Annotated in this window: 21 protein-coding genes; 15 read left to right on the top strand and 6 right to left on the bottom strand. The window is 72.9% G+C overall.

Annotated features, from left to right (window positions below; genetic code table 11):
* Window positions 1-25 precede the first annotated feature (25 nt).
* From K7G61_RS11430 to K7G61_RS11420, 3 genes are all read right to left on the bottom strand, one after another.
* On the bottom strand, window positions 26-1,213 hold the full coding sequence (locus tag K7G61_RS11430; RefSeq protein WP_225846632.1) for an acetyl-CoA C-acyltransferase: 1,188 nt from the start codon (window positions 1,211-1,213) through the stop codon (window positions 26-28).
* A 244-nt stretch (window positions 1,214-1,457) separates the two neighbouring features.
* Window positions 1,458-1,868 (bottom strand): RNA-binding S4 domain-containing protein, encoded by a 411-nt coding sequence (locus K7G61_RS11425; RefSeq protein WP_225846631.1) that lies wholly within the window; start codon window positions 1,866-1,868, stop codon window positions 1,458-1,460.
* Window positions 1,869-1,914: 46 nt separating this feature from the next.
* Window positions 1,915-3,186: a phosphodiester glycosidase family protein gene (locus tag K7G61_RS11420; RefSeq protein ID WP_225846630.1), complete on the bottom strand. Its 1,272-nt coding sequence runs from the start codon at window positions 3,184-3,186 to the stop codon at window positions 1,915-1,917.
* A 477-nt stretch (window positions 3,187-3,663) separates the two neighbouring features.
* On the opposite strand from K7G61_RS11420, the gene K7G61_RS11415 reads away from it, so the two are divergent.
* Both K7G61_RS11415 and K7G61_RS11410 read left to right on the top strand, forming a co-directional pair.
* Complete coding sequence (locus tag K7G61_RS11415) at window positions 3,664-3,966, top strand: putative quinol monooxygenase (protein WP_225846629.1); 303 nt, start codon at window positions 3,664-3,666, stop codon at window positions 3,964-3,966.
* Window positions 3,967-4,115: 149 nt separating this feature from the next.
* Window positions 4,116-4,766 (top strand): hemerythrin domain-containing protein, encoded by a 651-nt coding sequence (locus tag K7G61_RS11410; protein ID WP_225846628.1) that lies wholly within the window; start codon window positions 4,116-4,118, stop codon window positions 4,764-4,766.
* 160 nt (window positions 4,767-4,926) lie between these two features.
* Here the strand turns inward: K7G61_RS11410 and K7G61_RS11405 are convergent, their stop codons facing one another.
* Both K7G61_RS11405 and K7G61_RS11400 read right to left on the bottom strand, forming a co-directional pair.
* Window positions 4,927-5,847, bottom strand: coding sequence for a zinc-binding dehydrogenase (locus K7G61_RS11405; protein WP_225846627.1), 921 nt, complete (start codon window positions 5,845-5,847; stop codon window positions 4,927-4,929).
* A 335-nt stretch (window positions 5,848-6,182) separates the two neighbouring features.
* The gene (locus K7G61_RS11400) at window positions 6,183-7,184 is read right to left on the bottom strand and encodes a beta-ketoacyl-ACP synthase III (protein ID WP_225846626.1); all 1,002 of its coding nucleotides are present in this window, start codon (window positions 7,182-7,184) and stop codon (window positions 6,183-6,185) included.
* Window positions 7,185-7,464: 280 nt separating this feature from the next.
* On the opposite strand from K7G61_RS11400, the gene K7G61_RS11395 reads away from it, so the two are divergent.
* The 5 genes from K7G61_RS11395 to K7G61_RS11375 all read left to right on the top strand — a co-directional run bounded on the left by K7G61_RS11395 (window position 7,465) and on the right by K7G61_RS11375 (window position 13,056).
* A complete protein-coding gene (locus K7G61_RS11395) occupies window positions 7,465-7,953 on the top strand; it encodes a hypothetical protein (protein WP_225846625.1) in 489 nt (162 codons plus the stop codon).
* Window positions 7,954-8,335: 382 nt separating this feature from the next.
* Window positions 8,336-9,637: an ABC transporter substrate-binding protein gene (locus tag K7G61_RS11390; RefSeq protein ID WP_225846798.1), complete on the top strand. Its 1,302-nt coding sequence runs from the start codon at window positions 8,336-8,338 to the stop codon at window positions 9,635-9,637.
* 92 nt (window positions 9,638-9,729) lie between these two features.
* On the top strand, window positions 9,730-10,650 hold the full coding sequence (locus K7G61_RS11385) for a carbohydrate ABC transporter permease (RefSeq protein WP_374204116.1): 921 nt from the start codon (window positions 9,730-9,732) through the stop codon (window positions 10,648-10,650).
* Complete coding sequence (locus tag K7G61_RS11380) at window positions 10,647-11,567, top strand: carbohydrate ABC transporter permease (RefSeq protein WP_225846623.1); 921 nt, start codon at window positions 10,647-10,649, stop codon at window positions 11,565-11,567. The genes K7G61_RS11385 and K7G61_RS11380 overlap by 4 nt, the downstream gene beginning before the upstream one ends.
* Before the next feature lie 169 nt (window positions 11,568-11,736).
* Window positions 11,737-13,056 carry a cellulose-binding domain-containing protein gene (locus K7G61_RS11375; RefSeq protein ID WP_225846622.1) on the top strand — a complete coding sequence of 440 codons (1,320 nt, stop codon included), beginning with the start codon at window positions 11,737-11,739 and terminating at the stop codon, window positions 13,054-13,056.
* A gap of 192 nt (window positions 13,057-13,248) precedes the next feature.
* Here the strand turns inward: K7G61_RS11375 and K7G61_RS11370 are convergent, their stop codons facing one another.
* On the bottom strand, window positions 13,249-14,745 hold the full coding sequence (locus K7G61_RS11370) for a cellulose binding domain-containing protein (RefSeq protein ID WP_225846621.1): 1,497 nt from the start codon (window positions 14,743-14,745) through the stop codon (window positions 13,249-13,251).
* A gap of 430 nt (window positions 14,746-15,175) precedes the next feature.
* Between K7G61_RS11370 and K7G61_RS11365 the strand changes: the two genes are divergently transcribed.
* The 8 genes from K7G61_RS11365 to K7G61_RS11330 all read left to right on the top strand — a co-directional run bounded on the left by K7G61_RS11365 (window position 15,176) and on the right by K7G61_RS11330 (window position 23,785).
* Window positions 15,176-15,568, top strand: coding sequence for a hypothetical protein (locus K7G61_RS11365; protein ID WP_225846620.1), 393 nt, complete (start codon window positions 15,176-15,178; stop codon window positions 15,566-15,568).
* A 145-nt stretch (window positions 15,569-15,713) separates the two neighbouring features.
* Window positions 15,714-15,953 carry a hypothetical protein gene (locus K7G61_RS11360; protein WP_225846619.1) on the top strand — a complete coding sequence of 80 codons (240 nt, stop codon included), beginning with the start codon at window positions 15,714-15,716 and terminating at the stop codon, window positions 15,951-15,953.
* A gap of 641 nt (window positions 15,954-16,594) precedes the next feature.
* A complete protein-coding gene (locus K7G61_RS11355; RefSeq protein ID WP_225846618.1) occupies window positions 16,595-16,825 on the top strand; it encodes a type A2 lantipeptide in 231 nt (76 codons plus the stop codon).
* A 138-nt stretch (window positions 16,826-16,963) separates the two neighbouring features.
* Window positions 16,964-17,764, top strand: a complete 801-nt coding sequence (locus K7G61_RS11350; RefSeq protein ID WP_225846617.1) for an HlyD family efflux transporter periplasmic adaptor subunit — start codon at window positions 16,964-16,966, stop codon at window positions 17,762-17,764.
* 83 nt (window positions 17,765-17,847) lie between these two features.
* Window positions 17,848-19,995: an NHLP family bacteriocin export ABC transporter peptidase/permease/ATPase subunit gene (locus K7G61_RS11345; protein ID WP_225846797.1), complete on the top strand. Its 2,148-nt coding sequence runs from the start codon at window positions 17,848-17,850 to the stop codon at window positions 19,993-19,995.
* Between the two features lie 12 nt (window positions 19,996-20,007).
* On the top strand, window positions 20,008-22,920 hold the full coding sequence (locus K7G61_RS11340) for an NHLP bacteriocin export ABC transporter permease/ATPase subunit (RefSeq protein WP_374204115.1): 2,913 nt from the start codon (window positions 20,008-20,010) through the stop codon (window positions 22,918-22,920).
* A gap of 20 nt (window positions 22,921-22,940) precedes the next feature.
* Window positions 22,941-23,444, top strand: a complete 504-nt coding sequence (locus tag K7G61_RS11335) for a metallophosphoesterase (protein ID WP_225846616.1) — start codon at window positions 22,941-22,943, stop codon at window positions 23,442-23,444.
* 155 nt (window positions 23,445-23,599) lie between these two features.
* Window positions 23,600-23,785, top strand: coding sequence for a hypothetical protein (locus K7G61_RS11330; protein WP_225846615.1), 186 nt, complete (start codon window positions 23,600-23,602; stop codon window positions 23,783-23,785).
* The last annotated feature ends 15 nt before the right edge of the window (window positions 23,786-23,800 follow it).

Below are 23,800 nucleotides of genomic sequence, written 5' to 3'. Positions count from 1 at the left end.
GTGCTTCCGCGGCGGCGCACGGGCGTCAGTCGCGGTCGACGAGCACCGCGCTGCCCTGGCCGACGCCCACGCACATCGTGGCCAGGCCCCGCCGCGCCCCGGTGCGGCGCATGCGGTGCAGGAGGGTGGTGAGGATGCGCGCCCCGGAACAGCCGAGGGGGTGACCGAGGGCGATGGCGCCGCCGTCGGGGTTGACCAGGGCGGGGTCGACGCCGAGCTCCCGGACGCAGGCCAGGGCCTGGGCGGCGAACGCCTCGTTGAACTCGGCCTCCTCGATCGAGTCGACGCCGCGGCCGAGGCGGGCGAGGACGCGGCGGGTGGCGGGCACGGGGCCCATGCCCATGACGTCGGGGTGGACGCCGGCGCTGGCGCCGGCGGCGTACCGGCCCAGGGACTGGACCCCGAGTTCGTCCAGGACGTCCTCGGCCACCAGCAGGAGGGCAGCGGCGCCGTCGTTCATGGGCGAGGCGTTGCCGGCGGTGACGGTGCCGCCGGCCCGGAAGACCGGTTTCAGGGCGGCGAGCCGTTCGAGCGTGGTGTCCTCGCGGATGCACTCGTCCTGGGTGACGACGACACCGTCGGGGCGGGTGACGGGGAGGATCTCGGCGTCGAACAGGCCCTTCTCGCGGGCGGCGGCCGCGTTGCGGTGGCTGCGCAGGGCGAAGGCGTCCTGGTCCTCGCGGCTGATCCCGTGGCGCCGCGCGACCTCTTCGGCGGTCTCGCCCATGGACAGCACGCCGTGCAGGTCGCGCATGCGCGGGTTGGTCAGCCGCCAGCCGAGCCGGGTGTCGTGGGTCTCCATGGCGCGCGGCAGGGCTTCGTCGGGCCGCGCCAGGACGAAGGGCGCCCGGCTCATGGACTCCGAGCCGCCGGCCACCACGATGTCGGCCTCGCCCGCCGCGATGGCGCGTGCGGCGCTGGTGACGGCCTCCATTCCGGAGGCGCACAGCCGGTTGACGGTCACGCCGGGAACACTGTCCGGCAGACCGGCGAGCAGGACCGCCATGCGGGCGACGTTGCGGTTGTCCTCCCCCGCCTGGTTGGCGGCGCCCCAGTACACGTCGTCGATCCGCGCCGGGTCCAGCGACGGCACGTCGGCGAACAGTCCCCGCAGCAGGTCGGCGGCCAGGTCGTCGGGTCGCACCGGGGCGAGCGCTCCCCGCAGTTTCCCGATGGGCGTGCGGCGTGCGGCGGCGAAGTGGACGGATCGCATCGCGGGCTCCTCGGGTGACGTCCGTTGCTGCGCTTCGGGTGCGGTGGGAGGCGGCGCGCGTGGTCCGCCCCGCGTAAACTAGCACCGCAAGTTTACGGAGGCGAGGGCGCGCCACCGCGAAGGCCGGCCGGTCGCTCGGACGTGGGCCCGTCGCTCGGACGCGGGCCCGTACTCGGGCGCGGGCGGCGGCGCCGGGTCCGGCCCACGGGACCGGCCCGGCGCGGCCGAGTGGGGCGATCCCCGGTCAGCCGCCGGCGCGGCGGTTCGGGCCGAGCAGGCGCAGCCGTTCCAGTTCGCGGCGGTCGCGCTTGGTGGGGCGGCCCGCGCCGCGGTCCCGTACGCCCATCGCGAGGACGTCCTCGCGCGGCGGCGGGGGCGGGCTGTTGTCCACGTAAGCCTCCGCGGCGACGGGAGCGCCGACCCGCTTGTTCAGCAGGCGCGAGACGATCACCACGCGCTCGCGGCCCGCGTGGAACAGGCGCACCTCGTCGCCCACCTTGACCGCCTGGGCGGGCTTGACCCGCTCGCCGTTCACCCGCACGTGGCCGGCCTTCGCCGCGGCCGCGGCGAGTGAGCGGGTCTTGGTCAGCCGTACGCACCAGATCCAGCTGTCGACCCTGACGCTGCCCCGGGGTTCGCCGTGATCTCCCGTCATACCGACGAGGGTATTCCCTGCGTCCACCTTTTTCCGCGCCCGGCCCTCAGCGGGCGTAGACCGCCACGAAGTCGCGGGTGGCCAGGGTGTAGTAGCGGTCCGGGGGGTCCTCGAAGTCGAGGATGTTGGTGGGTACGGGGTCGGCCGGGTCGCGGCCGGGCACGTAGGACATGAACGAGGGCCATGCGCGGTTCATGTCCAGCGGCATCGCGCGGACCGCTCCGGCGCGCTGCATGAGGCGGGCGAGGGTCTCGGCGGACAGGGCCTGGCCGACGACCATGACGACGTCGCCCCGGGCGGTGACGCCGACGCCGGAGCGGGGCACGAACATGCGGCTCTGGTCGCTGACGCCCCACTTGGAGTCGTCGCCGATGTCGGGCACGACCCGGCCGCCGTCGACCATGAGCTCCAGGCACTGGCGGACGCCGACCACGTCTGGCGTCATGGACACATCGCGGCCCCAGACGCCGATGCGCAGCGAGCCGTCCCGGTGGAAGACCTCCGAGGCGGCGCCGTCGCGCAGCTCCCCGTCGAGCTTGCCGTCGAGGTAGAAGCCGCCGCGCGAGCCGCCGTCGGTGATCCGGAAGCCGCCGTTCCAGGTGGCGAGCAGGCCGGTGCGCTGCCCCTCGGGAATGGTCGGCGGCACGTCGAAGGTGCCGCCGGGCTCGCGGAAGCCGGGGTGGAGCCGGAAGCGGGAGTGCTTCTGGCTGATCCAGGCGACGGCAGCCTCGTACGAGGTGTGCTCGGCGTCGGGCCGCACGTACGTGCCCTGGACCACGGGCAGGCCGTGGGCGGTGGCGAGGGTCCGGTACACGCCCTCACCGGGGAGCGCGGGCTCGACCAGGGGGCGCATGGGAGCGCGCACCGGCACGTCCTGGGGAAGGCCGGCCTGGGCGGCCACGGGTCCCGCGGGGGTGGTGGCCCGCATCCGGGCGAGCGCGGCGGCGGGCAGGGTGCCGCCGACCTTCGGCGGGTGCATCTCGTACTGCCAGTCCTCCAGCTTGTCGACCACGAATCCCAGTTCGTGGTCGCGCGCCCACTCGGCGAGGCGGGCCGCGGTGCTGTCCTTGCCCGGGTAGGTCAGGGCCTTGCCGACGGACCAGCCGAGCAAGCCGGTGAACAGGGCGAACAGGCCGAGGGCGGCCCGTATCGCGACCTTGCGGCGGCGGCGCGCGGCGGGGGTGAGGTCGCGCCCGCGCGGCCGCGGCAGGAGCCTCCTCCCGCGGCGCCGGCCGCGACGGACGCCCCGGCGCGGGCCCGGCCGGCCGGGCGCGCGGGGATCCGCGGGCCGTTCGGCGAACTGTTCGCCCTGGGTCATGGCGCTCCTCGGCACTCGACCGAACTGTCATATTTTCAGCTCTATGACCGCTTTCCGGTGCCGTGAATCGCGGCCTCCCCGGAACCACCCGCCCGCCGCACGCCCGGGACCCCGCCCGGGACCCGCGTCCGGCTCCCGGCGCGGCGGCCCCGGCCCGCGGGCCGAAGGTTTCCGGCCGCCGGATGTGACATCGACGGGCGACGGATCCGGCCGCGGCGAAAGGATCCGGCCTGCCCGGGGACGTGGGGAACGTCACATCGGTGCGGAAAAGGCGCAGTTGGCCAGGCGGCCGGCGCGCGGGCGGCGGCCGCCCGCGGTCGCCGCGCCCGTCGTGAAGGCCGCGAAGAATGGCCTGTTCGCGACTGGTGTCACGGAACGTCTGAGAGGATTCCCCTGCGGCGAGCGCGCGCCGGGCCCATTCCGGCAGCCGGTTCCCGGCGCCGGTTCTTCCACTCCTTGATGACGGAGGGACCCACCATGGTTTCCGTAGGACTGCTCGCGCGTTTCCCGGTCCGGCCGGGCAAGGAGGAGGAGTTCGCCGCGCTGCTGAGGGAGGCCGTCGCACTGGTGGACGACGAGCCCGCGACGACCGCCTGGTTCGGCCTGCGGATCGGGCCGTCGGAGTTCGGCATCTTCGACGCCTTCCCCGACGAGGACGGCCGCAAGGCGCACCTCGCCGGCCGGCTGGCCGAGATCCTCATGGGCAAGGGTGCCGAGCTCTTCGCCGGCCCGCCGTCCATGGAGGAAGTGGACGTGATCGCAAGCAAACTCCCCGCCTGACGGATCCGCCCGGCCGGCCCGCCCGACAGGAGCCGGCCGGCCGCGGGTCCGGTGGGAGGGATCAGCACGGATGACGGCGGTGGCCCGCGGGCCGCCGCCGTCGGTGTTTTCCCGCACCCCCGTAGTCCCGCCTTCTTCGAGGAGCCCCCATGAGCGTCGACACCCGGTACGGTGCGCCGTCCCGGCACGACTTCCTGATGATGTACGCCACCCACGACGCCTTCCGGCGCGACCTGGAGCGCCTGGCCGCCGCGGCCGAGCCCCGGACCGGCAGCCTGCGGGCCTTCAAGGAGGGCTGGAGGACCTTCACGTACTACCTGACCATCCACCACACTTGCGAGGACAAGGCCCTGTGGCCGCCGGTGCGGCGCAAGGCGGGCGGCGACCCGGCGCGGGTGGCGGTGCTGGACGCCATGGAGGCCGAGCACGGCGCGCTGGACCCGCTGATGGCGTCGGTCGACGCGCAACTGGCCTCCGGCGACACGCGGCGGCTGCCGGAAACCGTCGCGGAACTGTCCGCGGCGCTGACCGCGCACCTGGAGAACGAGGAGGCCAAGGGGCTGCCGCTGGTGGACGCGCTGCTCGGCGAGAAGGAGTGGAGCGCCTTCGAGAACGAGCAGCGCGACGCGGTCGGCGTCACGGGCGCGGCGCAGTTCTTCCCGTGGGTGCTCGACGGCGCCCCCGCCGCGGTGGAGGAGAAGGCGCTCGCCCTCCTGCCCTCGCCGGTGCGGTTCCTGTACCGCAGGCAGTGGCTGCCGAAGTACCGGAAGAACTCGCCGTGGGGCGCGAGCCGCGCCTGACGGCGCCACCTGCCCGCTCCACCACGACCGCCGGGCACACCAGGGGCCGGTCCACCCTCCGGGGCGGACCGGCCCCTCTCGCGTTTTCCGGCGTTGTACCGCGGCTTCCGGGCGTTCTCCCGCGGTGTCGGCGGCCCGCGCGGCGCCGCGGCCCGGGCGCTCAGAGCGTCAGGACCACCTTGCCGGCCACCGTGCGCGCCTTGAGCGCGAGCAGCGCCTCGCCCGGGGCGGACCAGTCGGTGACCAGGGCCACCTGGGGGTCGATCCGGTCCTCGGTGACCATCTGGAGGAGGAACGCCAGGTCGCGGCCGACGTCGTGCCGGGTGATCTCGTCGAACAGGCCGAGGGAGTACAGGCTGACGCCCGGCCGGGCCCGGCCCCAGTCGGCGGGCAGGCGAAGTTCGGCGCCGGCCGAGTTGCCGAAGCAGACCACCGAGCCGCCGGGCACCACCGCCTGGAACCCCTGCGCGAGCACCTCGCCGCCGCAGCCGTCCAGCAGGACGTCGACCGGCTCGGTGTTCCTGGCGCCGTAGACGTCGACGACGTCCGCCCCGAGTTCCGCCAGTCCCCGCGCCCGTTCGGGCGAGCCGACCCAGGCGATGACCCGGGCGCCCGCGGCGGCGGCCAGCTGCACCGCGATGCGCCCGACACCGCCCGCCGCACCGGTGATCAGTACGGTGCGGCCGAGCAGCCGGCCCGCGTGCCGCAGTGCGTTGAGCGCGGTGAGTCCGGCCACCGGGAGCGCGGCGGCGGGTGCCCATTCGACCCCGCCGGGGATCTTCGCCAGCCGTGAGGTGTCGAGGGCGACGCGTTCCGCCCAGCCGTCGCGGTCGGCGAGGCCGACCACGCGGGTGCCGGCGGCGGGTCCGCTGCCGTCGTCGGCCGCGCGGACGACGGTCCCGGCCACGTCCCAGCCCAGCCGCGAGCCGGGTGGCAGCCGTTCCAGGAAGCCGAGCTCACCGCGGTTGACGGCGACGGCCCGGACCTCCACGAGTGCCTGTCCGGGCGCGGGCCGGGGTTCCGTGACCGCGTCGAGCCGTATCCCGTAGGCGCCATCTGTTGCTGTGACGAGAGCCTTCACGAGTTACCCCGCTTTCCTTCGCACATCACCAGTGGGGGAAGGGAGCGGCACGTCCGGCGGACCGACGGACGCGGCGGCCCGTACCCGGGTGTGCCTCTCCTCCATGTGTAAGTAGAGCCCTGGGACCGGCCGGTCGTGACGCTTCGGTAACCGATCCCGCGCGGCGCGGCCGCCGGCGCCCGCGCCGCGCCCGCCTGCCCGTACGGCAACCGCGCAGGCCAGACGAGCCGCGGCGGCGGGCGGGGCGCGGAAGGCGCGAGGGGGTGCGAGAAACATCACAGGGGCGGCGGGCGCCCGTCGGTGGCCGTGCGGCGAAGGCCGCCCGCCGGGACGCGTCAGGGCAGGGTCGCCACCAGCGCCGCGTACGACAGCCCGGCGCCGTAGCCGAGGAGCAGGGCGGTGTCGCCGGACACGGCGGCGCCGGAGGACAGCACGGCCTCCATGGCCAGCGGGATGGAGGCGCCCGAGGTGTTGCCGGAGGTGACGATGTCCTTGGCGACGGTGACCCGCTCCGGCAGGCCCATGGAGCGGGTCATGCTGTCGATGATGCGCTCGTTGGCCTGGTGCGGGATGAAGGCGTCGAGGTCGGCCGGGGTGAGGCCGGCCGCCTCCACGGCCCGCACGGCGACCTTGGACATCTCGTACACGGCCCAGCGGAACACCCGCTGGCCGTCCTGGCGCAGCGCGGGGAACGGGTGGCCCGGGTCGCTCCTGAGGACGTCCCAGGGCACGCTCTGGCGGATGGCGTCGGCCTGCGAACCGTCGGCGCCCCACACGGCCGGTCCGAAGCCGGGGGTGTCGCCGGGGCCGACGACGACCGCTCCGGCGCCGTCGCCGAAGATGAACGCGGTGGAGCGGTCGGTCAGGTCGAGGATGTCCGACATGCGCTCCACGCCGACCACCAGGACGTGGCCGCCGCGGGCGCGCACCGAGTCGGCGGCCAGCACGATGCCGTGCACGAAGCCGGCGCAGCCGGCGGAGATGTCGAAGCCGGCCGCGTGGCGGGCGCCGATCCGGTGGGCGATCTCGGTGGCGACGGCGGGCGTCTGCATCAGGTGCGTGAAGGTGGCGGCTATGACGCAGGTGATGTCGTCGGGCGTGACGCCCGCCGCGGCCATCGCCTTGCCCGCCGCCTGCTCGGCCATGGCGCCGAGCGTCTCGTCGGGGCCGGCCCAGCGGCGTGTGACGATGCCCGTCCTGGCCCTGATCCACTCGTCCGAGGAGTCGATGTACCGGCAGACCTCGGCGTTGTCGACCACCCTGCGCGGGCGGTAGGCGCCGACGCCCAGCAGCCGGGCGTGCCGGGCCCCTGCCGGGGCGGCGAACTCATTCTTCATGCGAGTCTTTCCCGTCCATCCTTCTCGCGAGCCTCTCCCGTCCGTCAGCCGGTCGCCGGCTTTCGACGGTGCGTAGCCGACCGAATGCGTGCAGTCCTCTGATCATCTCGCGGTCCGCGCCCCGCCGCCGAACCGCCCCCCTGATCCGGGCCGGCCGGGGGCGCCCACCGGCAAGTTGCGGTCGAGGCATTGCCGGGAGCCGGGCGGGGCCGCAGTTTGGGGGTCGTTCCGCATCACCGGCCGGGCGCCCCACCGCCCGCCTCGAAGAAGGGACCACGCCGTGCTCCGCACAACGTTCGCGTGCCTCGCGGCCGCCGCTGCCGCCGCGCTCGTCGCACCCGGTCAGGCCTCGGCCGCGACCGCTCCCCCCACGCCCGCCCCCGCCGCCTGCGCGAGCGTCGGCGGTGTCGCGGTCGGCCCGCTGACCCTCACCCCGCCCGAGGTCCGGCCCGGCCAGTTCTCGACGGCCTCCTTGCCGCTCACCGACTGCGGCGACACCCCGCAGACGGTCGGCGTCATGTCGTACGGGATCTGGCTGTCCGCCGCCTCGACCGGCATCCCGGCCGGCTGTCCGGCGATCGACCCGCTGGTGCGGCAGGTCGTCCTCGCCCCGCACCAGACGGTTTCGACCGCCACGACCTATCTCGTGCCCGCCTCCTGCACCGCTGACGTGCTGCGGGTGACCATGCAGATCAGTGGTCAGGACGGCACGCTGCTGGCCCGGCGCACCGCCGATCTGGTGATCGACCAGCCGACGGCGGTGGGATAGTACGAAGAACTGCGGCCGCCTTCCCCCGCCACCGCGGGGAAAGGCGGCCGACGTGCGTTCAGGCGCCGCACGGAAGCGAACAGGTTCCAACACACCAGGGGAGATCACGGTCCGGCAACGCATCACGAAGAGGGCGTTGACGGTGCCTGCCTAGTGGCGTAGAACTAGCCTGCAGTTGCGATGGCGTTTCATCTTGGTGACTTCTGTTGGAAACGGACCAGTGTGAGAGGGCCCCTTGAACCTCCGCTCCCGCCAGCACATTTCGCCTTCCGCTCCCTGAAAACGCCCACACACACATGGAGGCACCATGTCGGACGTCGAGTCGTCGGGTAGCTCGTCGGGAAGCACCACCCAAGGCGGCACCTCGCCCACGCGCAGAAGCCTGCTGAAGGGCGTCGGCGGCGCCGCGGGCCTGGCCGTCGCCTCCGGCGGTCTGCTGTCGGCCTGTTCCAGCTCGTCGAAGAAGAAGGACAACAGCTCCAAGGGCGGTTCGAGCGGCTCGGTGGCGGGCAGCACGGTGACCTTCGGATCCAACTACTCCGACCCGGCTGCCAAGACGGCCTTCGCCGCGCTGACCGCGGGCGCGACGGCGTCGACCAAGGTCAAGATCAACATTAACACGGTCGACCACAACACGTTCCAGCAGAACATCACCAGCTACCTGCAGGGCACCCCGGACGACCTGTTCACCTGGTTCGCCGGCTACCGCATGCAGTACTTCGCGGCGCAGGGCCTGGCCGAGCCGATCGACGACGTGTGGGAGAAGATCGGCTCCAGCTTCGGCCCGGCGGCAAAGCAGCTGTCCACCGGCCTGGACGGCCACCAGTACCTGGTGCCGATCTACAACTACCCCTGGGTGGTCTTCTACAACAAGTCGGTCTTCCAGTCCAAGGGCTACACCGTCCCGACCACGTGGGACGACTACATCGCCCTGTGCAAGAAGATGAAGGGCGACGGGCTGATCCCGCTCGCGTTCGCGGACAAGGACGGCTGGCCGGCGCTGGGCACGTTCGACATCCTGAACCTGCGCATCAACGGCTACGACTACCACGTCAAGCTGATGAAGCACGAGATCCCGTGGACCGACCAGGGCGTCAACACCGTGTTCCAGCACTGGGCAGAGCTGATGCCGTACCTGCAGTCGGGCGCCAACGGCCGGATCTGGCAGGACGCGGCCAAGACGCTGGAGCAGAAGAAGGCCGGCATGATGTTCCAGGGCACCAACCAGGTCGCCGCCCAGTACGTGACGGACAAGGCGAACCTGGACGACCTGGACTTCTTCGTCTTCCCGGCGATCAACCCCAAGTGGGGCCAGGACTACATGGACGCCCCCACCGACGGCTTCATGCTGTCGAAGAAGGCGAAGAACGTGGACGCCGCCAAGGCGGTCCTGGAGTACATCGGCACCGGCGCCGCGGAGGCCGCGTACCTCAAGACCGACCAGTGGGACGTGGGCCTGGCCCAGGGCCTGCAGGTGCCCACGTACAACGCCATCCAGAAGAAGTCGGTCACCGAGATCGGCAAGTGCAAGGCGGTCGCCCAGTTCATGGACCGCGACGCCGACCCGGCGATGGCCACCGCGATGATCTCGATCATCCAGAAGTTCATCGACGACCCGTCCGCGAGCAACATCGCCTCCTTGCAGAAGAGCGCGGAGTCCCAGGCGAAGGCGATCTACTCCTGATGAGTTCCGCCTCCCAGGTGCGCACCCCGGCGGCGGAGGCCGGCCCGTCCCCAGCGGACGGGCCGGCCCGCCGCCGTCGGCATGTGCGCCGCATGACGACCCGCGACCGGATAATGGTCGCGGTGCTGCTCGGTGTGCCGCTGCTGCTCGACCTGGCCTTCGTGTGGTTCCCGGCGATCGGCACGGTCGCGCTGTCGTTCTTCAAGTGGAACGGCGTGGGCAGCCTGCACACCCACTCCTGCAAGCCCAACATGCCGTCGATCCTGAACAACGGCTGCGTCTACGGCGTGCAGAACTATCACCAGGCCGCGACCATCTACCCCGAGTTCTGGCCGGCGGTCCGCCACAACCTGATCTGGCTCGCCGTGTTCGTGGTGATCGCCACCCCGCTCGGCATGCTCTTCGCGGTCGTGATCGACCGCGGCATCCGCGGCAGCCGCATGTACCAGTCCATCCTGTTCCTGCCGGTGATGCTCTCGCTCGCCCTGGTCGGCATCATCTGGGAGTTCGTCTACTCCCAGAACTACGGCCTGATCAACACGGTCATCCACCGCAACGGCGACAGCAACGCCATCGACTGGCTCGGCAACCCGCACCTGAACCTGTGGGCCGTGCTGGTCGAGGCGACCTGGCGGCAGTCCGGATACGTGATGGTGCTCTACCTGGCCGGCCTCAAGGCGGTCGACCCCTCGCTGCGCGAGGCCGCCCTCGTCGACGGCGCCAACGCCTGGCAGACCTTCTGGCGTGTGGTCTTCCCGGTGATGCGGCCGATCAACATCGTGATCATGGTTGTCACCGTCATCGAGTCGCTGCGCGCCTTCGACCTGGTCTACATCACCAACAAGGGCATCAACGGCCTGGAACTGCTGTCGGTGCTGGTGACCTCGAACATCGTCGGCGAGACCCAGCGGGTCGGCTTCGGCTCCGCGCTGGGCGTGGTGCTGCTGGCGATCTCCCTGGTGCCCATCTGCATCTTCCTCTACCAGTCCTTCCGCCGAGAGGAGACGCAATGAGCGCCGAAACCCTCACCCGGGTCCCGGCCGCCTCCCCGGCCGGCCGCGGCCCCGGCAACCGCCGCAGGCCCTGGGGCCAGATCGCCTCGCAGATCTTCCTGATCTCCGCGTCCATCCTGTGGCTGCTGCCGATCGCCTTCGCGCTGTACGTGGCCGTGCGGCCGTACTCCGACACCCGCAAGTACGGCTACGTGTCCATGCCGCACCACCTGACGTTCAAGAACTTCTCGGACGCCTGGTCGCAGTCGGACATGCTGCACTTCTTCTGGAACTCGGCGCTGATCACCGTACCCGCGGTGATCATCGTGCTGGGCCTGGCCTCCGGAGTGGCGTTCGTCCTCACCCGGGTCGATGTCAAGGTCAACGTCGCGCTGCTGATCGTCTTCACGGCCGGCAACCTGCTGCCGCAGCAGGTCATCATCACCCCGCTCTACCGGATGTACCTGAAGATCCACCTGCCGCACTTCCTGGCCGGCAGCGGCCTGATGTACAACTCGATCTTCGGCCTGATCGCCATCAACGTCGCCTTCCAGCTGGGCTTTTGCGTCTTCGTGCTGAGCAACTACATGAAGTCGATCCCCGGCGAGATGTACGAGGCGGCCGTCGTCGACGGCGCGTCCTTGTGGACCCGCTTCTGGCGGCTGACCCTGCCGCTGTGCCGGCCCGCCCTGGCCGCTCTGGCGACCTTGCTCACCACCTGGATCTACAACGACTTCTTCTGGGCCATCACCCTGATGTCGTCCGGAGACAAGCGCCCCGTCACCTCGGCGCTGGCCAACCTGCAGGGCCAGTTCGTCAGCAACCAGAACCTGATCGCGGCGGCCGCCATGATCGCCGCGGTCCCCACCCTGGTCGTCTACATCCTGCTGCAGAAGCAGTTCATCGCCGGCCTCGCGCTCGGCTCCAGCAAGGGCTGAGCCGCGGCCGCCACGGCCCGCGGGGGCCCCGGACGTCCGGTACTTCCGGGTATGAGGGGGCTTCCGCGGGGCGGCGCAACACCCGTGCCGTACGCGGACATTGACATGTCCGGCTCCTCCTCGTATATGTGGGAGCGCTCCCACACCCCCCACCTCAGGAGGAGCACGCATGCGCATGTTGTTCTCCCGGGTACGGCGCCGGCCCTGGCTGTGGCCGGCCGCGGCGGCGGCGCTGCTGCTGCCCGCGCTGATCACACTGCCCGCACACGGCGCGTCGGCCGGCTGTTCCGTGACCTACACGCCCAACGAGTGGTCCGGCGGCTTCACCGCCCAGATCCACGTCACCAACTCCGGTCCCGCGCTGAGCAGTTGGCAGGTGACCTGGACCTACGGCGGCGACCAGCAGATCACCTCGGGCTGGAACGCCCAGGTCACCCAGTCCGGCAACGCCGTCACGGCGGTCAACGAGAGCTACAACGCGTCGCTGCCGAGCGGCGGCTCCGCCGACTTCGGCGTACAGGGCACCTGGCACGCCTCCGATCCGACTCCGTCCGCGTTCAGCCTCAACGGCATGGCGTGCGGGGGGACGGGCGGCACGACCGGCGGGACCACCGGCAGCACCACGACGACCGGCGGGACGACCACGGGCGGCACCACGACCGGCGGCACGACCACCGGTGGCACGACGACCGGCGGAACCACGACCACCGGCGGGACGACGACCGGCGGGACCACGACGACGGGCGGAACCACGACCGGCGGAACGACCACCGGCGGGACCACCGGCGGGACGACGGGCGGCGGCTGCCAGGGAGCCGTGATCTGCACGGACTTCGAGGACCAGACGGGCACGGCGCCCTCCGGCCAGTGGCAGACGGTCGCCCCTGACTGCCAGGGCACGGGCACGGTCTCGGTCGACACCTCGGTCGCCCACAGCGGCACGCACTCGATGCGGGTGGACGGCAAGACCGGGTACTGCAACCACATCTTCCTGGCCTCCACGAAGGACCTGTCCTCCGTCGGCCCGGTGATGTACACGCGGATGTGGGTGCGCCACACCACGGCGCTCCCGGTGAGCCACGTCGCCTTCGTGTCGATGCCGGACAGCTCCCAGGGCGGCAAGGCACTGCGGATCGGCGGGCAGAACAGCGCCCTGCAGTGGAACCGGGAGATCGACGACGCCACGCTGCCCGCGCAGAGCCCGGCCGGTGTGGCGCAGAGCGTCCCGCTGCCCACCAACCGCTGGGTCTGCCTGCGATTCGCCATCGACACGACCAAGCAGGCCGCGCAGACCTGGGTCGACGACCAGGAGGTGCCGGGCCTGCACCTGGACGGCGTCCCCACCCAGGACATCGACAACCAGTGGCTCAGCCGCACCACTCCCCCGCGTCCGACCGCGCTGCGGCTGGGCTGGGAGAGCTACGCGAGCGGTGACGACACCCTGTGGTTCGACGACGTGGCGGTGGGCGCCTCGCCGATCGGCTGCTGAGGGTGCGCGCGGTCGCGCCGGAACGGGACAGGCCGGCGCGGCCGCGGGAACGGACACGGCCGGCCGCCGATGGGAATCGGCGGCCGGCCGTGCCGTGCGCGGCGGCCGGTCCGCTGCGGGATCAGCGGACCGACCCCCGCCGTTCGCCGGGGCGCCCGCGCCGCGGGGCGGGCGGGCGCCGTACGACGCCGCTCAGGAGGCCGTGCAGGACGGCGTCCCGAGGTTCTGGTCGGAACCGGTCAGTGTCATGCCGAGGGTCGTACTGGCCGCCGGGGCGAGCGTGCCGTTGTAGGAGGCGTTGCGCAGCGTCGTGGCGGGCGCCGAGGCGTCGACCGAGGCGTTCCAGACGCTGCTGATCTGCACCCCGGACGGCAGGGCGAGCCGCACGGCCCAGCCGGAGGTGGCCTTCGTACCGGAGTTCAGCACCTGGACGTCGACCTGGTAGCCGCCGGGCCAGGAGCCGGTGACCTTGTAGGTAGCGGTGCAGCCGCCGCCCGTCGTCCCGCCGGTGGTCCCGCCGGTCGTGGTGCCGCCCGTGGTCGTACCACCGGTCGTGGTCCCGCCGGTCGTCGTACCACCGGTCGTGGTCCCACCCGTGGTCGTCCCGCCCGTGGTGGTCCCGCCGGTCGTTGTACCACCCGTGGTCGTCCCGCCCGTCGTGGTACCACCGGTCGTGCTGCCGCCGGTCGTCGTACCACCCGTCGTCGTGGTCCCGCCGGAGGTCGTGTACGTGACGCCGGTGTACGCGGCCGAGCACGTGCCGCCGCAGGAGGACGGCAGCGAGAAGGAGTAGGTGCGGCCGCCGAACAGGTAGGCGTCGGAGGAGTCGCGCACGCGGATGGTGAAGTCGGTGCCGCCCGAGGTGGTCGGGTCGATGAGGAACGCCTGCCCCATGTCGCTGTCCATCTGGGCGTCGTGCCAGGTGCCGTCGGCCTGCTGGTACTCGACGCCGTGCACGCCGTTGGGGAGGTTGGAGACGGCGACCGCGGCCCAGTAGCGCTGGGCGCCCTGCAGGAAGCCGATCTTGATGTCGCCGCTGTAGTTCGGGGCCGGCTCGAAGTGCCAGGCGATGTGCCGGTTGTTCCATTTGTCCGCCAGGCCGGTCACGGCGGTGCCGTTCTGCTGGAAGCGGCCGAGCGAGGAGGTCACCAGGTCCAGGTGGTTGGGATCGTCCCGGCACCAGGCGTTGCTGTCGCCGCAGCTGTCGGCGACGAGCATGTCGAGGGTGGCGCCGTTGTACGAGTCGGACGTCCACGAACCGTTGCGGCAGAACGGCTCGTTCTGGGCACCGTCGTTGATGCCGGTGCAATAGTCGCCGATGCTGACCTTCACCCAGCGCCCGCAGTTGTGGCCGTTGTCCCACAGGCCCATCTTGGAGCTCATGTCGGGCGGCAGCGGGCGCGGGTAGAAGCTGTAGTCACCCGGGGTGTTGTAGACGTTCAGGGCGACGAAGTCCTGCGTCTCCAGCGCCGTCTGGGGCAGGCCGCAGCCGCCGTACGGCTGGCCCAGGCCGTCGAAGTGGGTGGCGTTGCCGACCAGGTCGGCGTCGGCGGCCACTTGGGACCGCGCCGCGCTCGCCGCGGAGGCGGGCAGCAAAGTGGCCGCGCACAGCAGCGCGGCGCCGAACACGGCGACGAGGGCCACCAGAAGCCGCCGGGACGGCGGGCGTGGGGGTGCGTATCTGCGCATGGGGCATCTCCGGTGTCGTGGGGGGAGAGCACTGCAAGGGAATGCCGATGGGAGCGCTCCCATAATCTCCCGGTCCCGCCGACCGTGTCCACCCGCCGGATACACCCGGGCCCACCGTTTCCGTGCGGCCGGCGGGGCCCGGGAGAGCGCGCAGGACACGCGCTCGCGGCCCCGCGCATTCACCGCCGCGCCCGTCCGCCCCGGCAATTCGGAATAGGGCGCCAGCAATGCGGCACCGGTCGCGTCTTGACGTGATTTTTCGCCACATGCCTTCGGCCCGGCGGCAGTTGCCGGGCGTCGACCGGTCCGCTGTTCGTGGTGTAACCTCTGCCGCCAACACCGCGTGCCCCCGGGAAAGATCCCCGTTCGGATCCGCCCCGCCTCATGGTGTCATTCCTCGGTGAAATGCGCGTGTGCAAGGAGCCAGGGCATGGCCGCAATTCCCGCGCCCGTTCCCGGGCCGCCGCCGGACACCTGGGACCGCCGCCTGCCCAGCGACCCGGGCGCGCACGAACGGGCACGCCTCGCGGCAATCGTCGCTTATGCGTTCACGGTGGCCACGGTTGTGGCGGGAATCGTGCTGCGACCGCGCTTCAGGCACCGCACGGTCAACCGGGCGGCTTTCCACCGCGCCCACGCCGAACCCGCGCTGTCCGCCATGATCTCCGGCGGCGTCAACGGCCGCGCTTTCGTCCGCCGGCCGGTGTGGCGGATCGGCGCCCGGGAACTGCCCGCGCCGTTCGGCGGCGCGAGGCGGCGGAATCCGGTGGGCGTCGAAACTCTCGGCGCCGGGCGTCCACCGGCGCCGGGAGCGGTCGAATGAGCGGTACGGAGCCGGTCGGCGGGTACGGGCCGTACAGGGGCGGGCCCCCGCCGTCCGTTCCCGCGCGTCCCGCGGTGGCCGCGGCGCCCGTCGTCCACGCCGGCTCCTTCCCGGCGCGGAGCGCCCCGGCCCCGGGCCGCTCCCGGTGAGCGGCTACCGGGCCCGGCGGCCCGGGCGCCGGGCGCCGGCCGGGGGGCTGCTGCCCCGGCTGCTGAGCCTGCCAGCCCGGCTGCACGTGCGCTGGCTCGTCATCGCCCTGGTGATGGCCGCCGCGGTGGGCCTGTACGGCAGGGTGCTGGCGACCGCGCCCCCGATGCCGCCCACCCGCGCGCCTCAAACGGGCACGGCCACCTCGTCGCCCCCGCCGCGCGCGACCCTCCCGTAGCCCGGGCCCATCGCCTCCCGCCCTCACGGGCCGCGCCCCGGGACCTCGCCCGCCCCGGCGAACTCGCCCATGTCCCGTACCCCGCGCCGCCACCGGCCACCGGCCACCGGCCAAGCGCGCACTTCCCGCGGTTCGCGAATGGCGTGACATCGCCGCACATGCCCGGATCACTGCGCGTGTCTGCCGACGTGCGTGTACGAATACCGCTTTCGACTGGCCCGCACACCACAGTTGCAGAAGCTGCACAGACTCCCGCCGCATCCCCGATTTCATGACGCGGAGCACACCGCGGGCGCAGAAGTGTTCGAGGGAATTGGGCCGTTCGGCGCCCGCTCGCGTACCGGCCGGTAAGGCATGTGAAGAAAGCGTCGCCATCCGGTGCGCGATTCCCGTGCGGTGCGGGCGGGCCGGCCGGCACGCGAACGGTGACGGGTGGCCGGGTGGCCGGTTGACGTGCTTACATCGGGCGCCAAGCGGGAGTCGATACACGCACTTCCGGTTCTCCGGGCGTCAGGACGACCGTTGCCGCCGACCTGCCGCGGACGTGATGCCGTGCCGCGCACGGCAGTTGTCGAATGCATTACCGATTCCGGTCGGCGGCTTTATGAAACATTCCAGAAGGACGAAGGGAAAACGCGAGTATGCGTAAGGACTCCACGCCCCAGGTCGAGACCCGCGAGATCTCGGACAGCGACCTGGACGGCATTTCCGGCGGTGTGAGCGTCTCCGGCGGCGTCTCCGTCGACGGTCTGGACACCCTGCTGTCCGAGGCCACCTACGCGCTGCCCTCCCTGCCCGTCGGGCAGGTCGTGGGTCTGGTCGGCGGTGCCACCGGCACCCTGTCCGGCGTGACGGGTCTCGCCGGCCTCTGAGCCGACGGACACCCCGCCCCGCCGCGGGGCGGTAGCAGTGCCCATGAACCCCGGCGCCCGACGGCCCGGGGTCCATGGGGGTTTCGGGCCCCGGCCGCGCCGGCCGGGGCGGTCGACAGATGTGAGGAAGCGCCGTCCGTGGAGTTCCGCCAGAAGGCACTCGCCAAACTGCGGTCGCCCGAGGAGCTGGACCTGCCCGTGCGGCTGGCCCGGCCGCAGGGGTGGCTGGTGCTGTCGGTCGCGGTCGTGGTGCTGGCCGCCGCCGCGGTGTGGGCGGTGGCCGGCACGGTGTCCTCGAAGCTGAGCGCGCCGGGCGTCCTCACCCACGGGCAGGGCAGTTACGTGCTGCAGAGCCCGCTGGCCGGGCAGGTGGTGGCCGTCCGGGCCACCGAGGGCGACACGCTCGCGGCCGGCGCACCGGTGCTCGACCTGCGCACCGCCCAGGGCGTGCGGCCGGTGCGTACGGTCGCGGCGGGCCGGGTGGTCACGCTCCCGGCCGGTATCGGCGCGGTGATCGCCACCGGCGCCGATGTCGCGACCCTGGAGCGGGTGCGGCAGGCGTCCGACCCGCTGGTGGCGATGCTGTACGTCTCCCCGTCCAGGGCCGCCTCGATCCCCGCCGGCGCCCCGGTGGAGCTGACCGTCGCCTCGGTGCCGGGGCGTTACGGCAGGCTGCGCGGCAAAGTCGCCGCCGTCGGCGGCCTGCCGCAGACCCGCGGGCAGCTCACCGCGTTCCTCGGCGACACGCAGCTCGCCGACGCGTTCTCCGCCAAGGGCGCGCCGGTGGCCGTCCTGGTCCGCCTGGAGCGGGGCCGCTCCCCGTCGGGGTACGCCTGGTCGGAGCCGCCGGGACCGCCGCGGGCCCCGGCCTCGCTGACCGGCGTCAGCGGTTCGGTACGGCTGTCCGCGCAGCGCCCGCTCGACTGGCCGCTGCCGTGAGCGGCCGCCGCGCCCAGGACCGCGCCGGGCGGCACCGTCCCGCGCCCGCCGCCCCGGCCCGCGCGACGCCGCGGCGCAGGATCGTGCGCACCCCGTCGGTCCTGCAGATGGAGGCCGTGGAGTGCGGGGCGGCCGCGCTGGCCATGGTGCTCGGCCATTACCGCGCGTACGTACCGCTGGAGGAGCTGCGGATCGCCTGCGGGGTCTCCCGGGACGGCTCGCGGGCGAGCAACCTGCTCAGGGCGGCGCGTACGTACGGCCTGAAGGCCAAGGGCATGCAGATGGAGCCGGCCGCGCTGGCCGCCGAGGTGGCGGCCCCTGCCATCCTGTTCTGGGAGTTCAACCACTACGTCGTCTACGAGGGCACCCGAAGGCGCTTCGGCCGCCGCGGCGTGCACATCAACGACCCGGCCAGGGGCCGCCGTTTCGTGCGGGCGGAGGACTTCGACGCCGCTTTCACCGGCGTGGTGCTGACCTTCGAACGGGACGAGGGCTTCCGCAGGACCGGGCGCAGGCCGGGTGTGCCGAGCGCGCTGCCGGCCCGGCTGCGCGGTACCTCGGGCACGATGCCGGCGGCGGTGCTGGCGAGCCTGCTGCTGGTGCTGGTGGGCGCGGCGGTGCCCGCGCTGAGCCGTACGTACATCGACTCGTTCCTGATCGGCGACCAGTCGTCGCTGCTGGGCGTGCTGTTCGCGTCCATGGCGGCGATGCTGGTGCTCACGGCGGCGCTGACCGCCGTGCAGCAGGCCAATCTGCTGCACGGCCGGATCATCTCCTCCACGCTGACCAGCGCCCGCTTCATGCGGCATCTGCTGCGGCTGCCGGTGCAGTTCTTCGCCCAGCGCAGCCCGGCCGACCTCGTGCAGCGGCTGCAGTCCAACGACTCGGTGGCCGAGACGCTGGCCAGGGACCTGGCGGCGGCGGGCGTGGACGCGGTGGTGGTGCTGCTGTACGCGGCCCTGCTGTGGACCTACGACCCGCAGCTCACGGTGGTCGGTGTGGCGGTGGCGCTGCTGAACGTGGTGGCGATCCGGATCGTTGTCCGGCTCCGGTCCACCGGCACGCACAAGCTGCGCGCGGACACGGCCCGGCTGACCAGCACCTCGTACGGCGGCCTGCAGTTGATCGAGACGCTGAAGGCGACCGGGGCGGAGAACGGCTTCTTCCGCCGCTGGGCCGGGCAGCACGCGGCCACCCTGGACACGCAGCAGCGGCTCGGGGTGCCCAGCGCCGCGCTGGCGGTGGTCGCGCCCACGCTCGCCGCCCTCAACAGCGCGCTGATCCTGCTGATCGGCGGCCGGCGGGCGGTGCAGGGCGGCATCTCGATCGGTCTGCTGGTCGCCTTCCAGGCCCTGGTGACCAGCTTCACGGCGCCCGTCACCCGGCTGGGCGGCGTCGCCGGCCGGGTGCAGGACCTCGCGGCCGACGTCACGCGGCTGAAGGACGTGGAGAGCTTCCCGGCCGACGACCTGTACACCCGCGCCCGCCCCGACGGCGCCGGTGCCCGCCGGCTCAGCGGTCATGTGACGCTGGAGAACGTCACCTTCGGCTACAGCCCGCTGGACAAGCCGCTGCTGACCGGCTTCTCGCTGTCGGTCGGCCCCGGCCGCCAGGTGGCGCTCGTGGGCGGCTCGGGCAGCGGCAAGTCCACGGTCTCCCGGCTGATCTCGGGCCTGTACCGGCCGTGGGAGGGCGAGGTGCGCATCGACGGGCGGCGTCTGGCGGACATCCCGCGCGGCGCTTTGACGGCCTCGGTGTCCTTCGTGGACCAGGACGTCTTCCTGTTCGAGGGCACGGTGCGGGACAACGTGGCGCTGTGGGACCCGTCGGTGCCCGACGAGGACGTGGAGGAGGCGCTGCGGGACGCGGCCGTGTACGACGTGGTGGCGCGGCGCCCGGGCGGCATCCGCTGCCGGGTCGAGCAGGACGGCCACAACTTCTCCGGCGGGCAGCGCCAGCGCCTGGAGATCGCCCGCGCGCTGGTGCGGCGGCCCAGCGTGCTCGTGCTCGACGAGGTGACCAGCGCCCTGGACGCCGAGACCGAACGGGTCGTCATCGACAACCTGCGCCGCCGCGGCTGCGCCTGCGTGGTGATCGCCCACCGGCTGAGCACGGTGCGCGACAGCGACGAGATCGTCGTGCTGGACCGGGGCACGGTGGTGGAACGCGGCCGGCACGAGCAGCTCGTCGCGGCGGGCGGCGCGTACGCCGCCCTGGTCAGGGAACGCTGAGGTGACGGCGACGTGACGGCGTATCCCGAGTATCCCGACGTGGCCACCGCGGCGGCCCCGGGGCCCGGGGACGTGGTGACCGGCGCGCTGGGCGGGCTCGGCACGCCGGTCGACTGCTCGGGGCTGCGCAGCCTGCCGCTGGAGGGGCCGCAGGTGCTGTGGCTGGTGGTGGCGGGCGCCATGGACCTGTTCGCGGTCGACGCGGGCGGCGAGGGCACCTGGCACTTCCTCGGCCGCCTGGAGAGCGGCACGCTGCTCCTGGGCCCGGTGCCGGGCCCGCGCCACACACTGGTCAGCAGGCCGCTGCAGGGCTGCGTGGTGCGCCGCATCGGCCTGCGTGAGCTGTTCCCGCCCGCCGGGCAGGCCCCGTACGGCGGCGGTCCCGGCCACGATACGGGCCACGACTACGACTACGACTATGGCTACGGCGGCCACGAGGGCTCCGTCGGCTACGGCTTTCCGCCCGATCCCCATCTGGAGGACGCCGTCGCCCGCGGGCTGGGCCGGGGCCTGCGGGTGCTGTTCGAAGCGCGGGTCGACGGCCGGCCCGCCGCCGGGGCGGCCCCGGCCGACGAGGACATCCTGTGGCTGCCGGTGGACCCGGGCAGTGTGCAGTACGGCGCCGTCTTCGGCGCGGACAGCGCCGGCGACCTGCTGATCGACGGCGCCATGTGGCAGCGCATGGTCACCCAGCAGTCCAGGCTGCTGACGTCCCTGGGCCGCTGGATAGAGCGGCTGGAGCGGGCCCACGAGGAGCGCGCCGCGGCCGGCGTCCGGGCGGGCGAGGCCGCGGGCGAGCGGGCGCACGAGGCGCTGCTGGCCTCCATCGGCCCGTCCGGGCGGACCCGGCGGGCCCGGGCCGGCACCGCCGACGACACCACCCTCGCGGTGTGCCGCCTGGTGGGCGCGGCGGCGGGCGTCGAGGTGTCGGCCCCGGCGGGGCCGGCCGACGACCGGGTGTCCGCCGTCGAACGCGTCGCCCTGGCCTCGGGCCTGCGCACCCGCACGGTGGGCCTGCGCGGGCGCTGGTGGCGCGAGGACGTCGGTCCGCTGGTCGGCCACCGGGCCGGCACCGGCACCCCGGTGGCGCTGCTGTGGCGGCGCGGACGGTACGAGGCGGTGGACGCGCGGGGCCGCAGGACCGGCATCGGCGAGGACAGCGCCGCCCGGTTCGAGCCGCAGGCGGTGATGTTCTACCGGCCGCTGCCGGCCGGGCGGCTGACGATGCGCCGGCTGGCGCGGTTCGGCCTGCGCGGAACCGGCGGCGACCTGCGCAACCTCGTGGTGGGCAGCCTGGTCGCGGTGGGGCTGGGCGCATTGGTGCCGATCGCCACCGGGCAGGTGCTGGGCTCGTACGTCCCGGCGGGCGAGAGCGGCCTCATCGTGCAGGCCGCGCTGGGGATCGTGGCGGCCTCGGTGGTGGCGGCGTTCTTCATGCTGCTGCAGAACGTGGCCGTCCTGCGGATGGAGGGCCGGATCGAGGCGGCCCTGCAGCCGGCCGTGTGGGACAGGCTGCTGCGGCTGCCGGTGGGCTTCTTCGCCCGGCGCTCGACCGGTGAACTGGCCGGTGCGGCGATGGGGATCAGCGCGATCCGCCGGGTGCTGTCCGGGATCGGCCCGGTGGTGGTGCAGTCGGGCACGGTCGCGCTCGTCGACTTCGTGCTGCTGCTGTGCTACAGCGTGCCGCTGGCGCTGGCGGCCCTGGGGCTGCTGGTCGTGGTCGCCGCCGTGTTCGCGGCCACCGGCCTGTGGCAGGTGCGCTGGCAGCGGCGACTGGTGGCACTGGGCAACAAGCTGAACAACCAGGCGTTCCAGACCCTGCGCGGGCTGCCGAAGCTGCGGGTGGCGGGCGCGGAGAGCTTCGCGTACGCGGCCTGGGCCACGCAGTTCGCGCGCAGCCGTGAACTGCAGCGGCGGGTGGGCCGGATCAGGAACCTCACGTCGGTGCTGGGCGCGGTCTACCTGCCGCTGTGCATGCTGTTCATGTTCATGCTGCTGGCGGGTCCGGCGCGCGGCACCCTGTCGCCGAGCGCGTTCCTGACCTTCAACACGGCGGTGACGACGATGCTGGCCTCGGTCACCCAACTGACCGGTGCGCTGGTCTCGGCCGTCTCGGTGCTGCCGATGTTCGAGCAGATCAAGCCGGTGCTCGACGAGCCGCCCGAGGTGCGCGAGGGCAGCGCGCAGCCGGGGGCGCTGGCCGGCGGGATCGAGGCCAGGGGGCTGTCGTTCCGGTACTCCGACGACGGGCCGCTGGTGCTGGACGACGTGTCCTTCCAGGTGCGGCCCGGGGAGTTCGTGGCGGTCGTCGGGGCCAGCGGCTGCGGGAAGTCGACGCTGCTGCGGCTGCTGATCGGCTTCGACCGCCCGGTGTCCGGCAGCGTCCTGTACGACGGCCAGGACCTCGCCGCGCTCGACCAGGCCGCGGTGCGCCGCCAGTGCGGGGTGGTGCTGCAGCAGGCGCGGCCGCTCACCGGCTCGATCCTGGACTGCATACGCGGCGCCGACGGCGAGTTCACGCCGGAGGAGGCGTGGCAGGCCGCCGCGATGGCGGGCCTGGCCGAGGACATCAAGGCCATGCCGATGGGCATGCACACCGTGATCCCGGACGGCGGCGGCGCGGTCTCCGGCGGCCAGCGGCAGCGGCTGATGATCGCCGCCGCCCTGATCCGCCGGCCCCGGATCCTCTTCCTCGACGAGGCGACCAGCGCGCTGGACAACGGCACCCAGCGGGTGGTCATCGACAGCACCCGCGCCGTGCGGGCCACCCGGATCGTCATCGCGCACCGGCTGTCGACCGTGATGGACGCCGACCGGGTGATCGTGATGGACGCGGGCCGGGTCGTCCAGCAGGGCCGCCCGGACGAACTGCTGGCCGACACCGGCGGCCTCTTCCACGAGCTGGTGCGCCGTCAGATCGGTTGAGGTGCGTGCACAATGAGGCCGTGCGCCTGCTGCTGATCTCCGACACCCATGTGCCCAAGCGGGCGAGGCGGCTGCCGGAGCGGGTGCTCGCCGAGGCCGGCCGGGCCGACGCGGTGGTGCACGCGGGCGACTGGGTGGACGCGGCGACCCTCGACCTGCTGGAGCGGCGCGCCCGCCTGCTGATCGGCGTGTACGGGAACAACGACGGGCCCGAGCTACGGGCGCGGCTGCCGGAGGTGGCCCGCGCGGAGCTCGGCGGGGTGCGGTTCGCGGTGGTGCACGAGACCGGCGGCGCCAAGGGCCGCGAGGAGCGCTGCGCGCGCCGCTTCCCCGACGCCGACGTGCTGGTCTTCGGGCACAGCCACATTCCCTGGGACACCACCGCCCCGAACGGCCTGCGGCTGCTCAACCCGGGTTCCCCGACCGACCGCAGACGCCAGGCGCACCACACGTACATGACCGCGGTGGCCGACGCGGGTCGCCTGACCTCGGTCCGGCTGCACCGGCTGACGGCGGCGGCGTAGCCCGTACGGCGGGTCGTACCGCCGTGGACGCCTGCTCAGATGTTGCACCGTAAACCGCCCTTGCGACTCGGACTTGTTGCGAATTCTCCCGTTTGCGGCGTTTTGCCGACGCTGCCAAGCTGAGAAGGCAGTCTCGAATCGAAGGAGATGGTCGTATGACTCCGCAGCTCACCTCGTCCGTCGACACGGCACGCCTGGCAGCCGAGGTCGAAGGTCTGGTGGACCGCGCCGAGCCCGAGGGCGTGTACCGCGACACTCGGGAGATGCGCACCGGCTTCCTGCTTCTGGGCCTGTTGCTGAGCTCGCCCCCGACGCCGCGTCCGAAGAAGGACGTCCGCTGAGGGCCCGGGAACCGC

This window comes from Streptomyces sp. HPF1205, assembly GCF_020400825.1.
Taxonomy (GTDB): Bacteria; Actinomycetota; Actinomycetes; order Streptomycetales; family Streptomycetaceae; genus Actinacidiphila.
The sequence above is the reverse complement of the archived record's forward strand: the minus strand, read 5'-3'. Positions and strand labels throughout refer to the sequence as shown.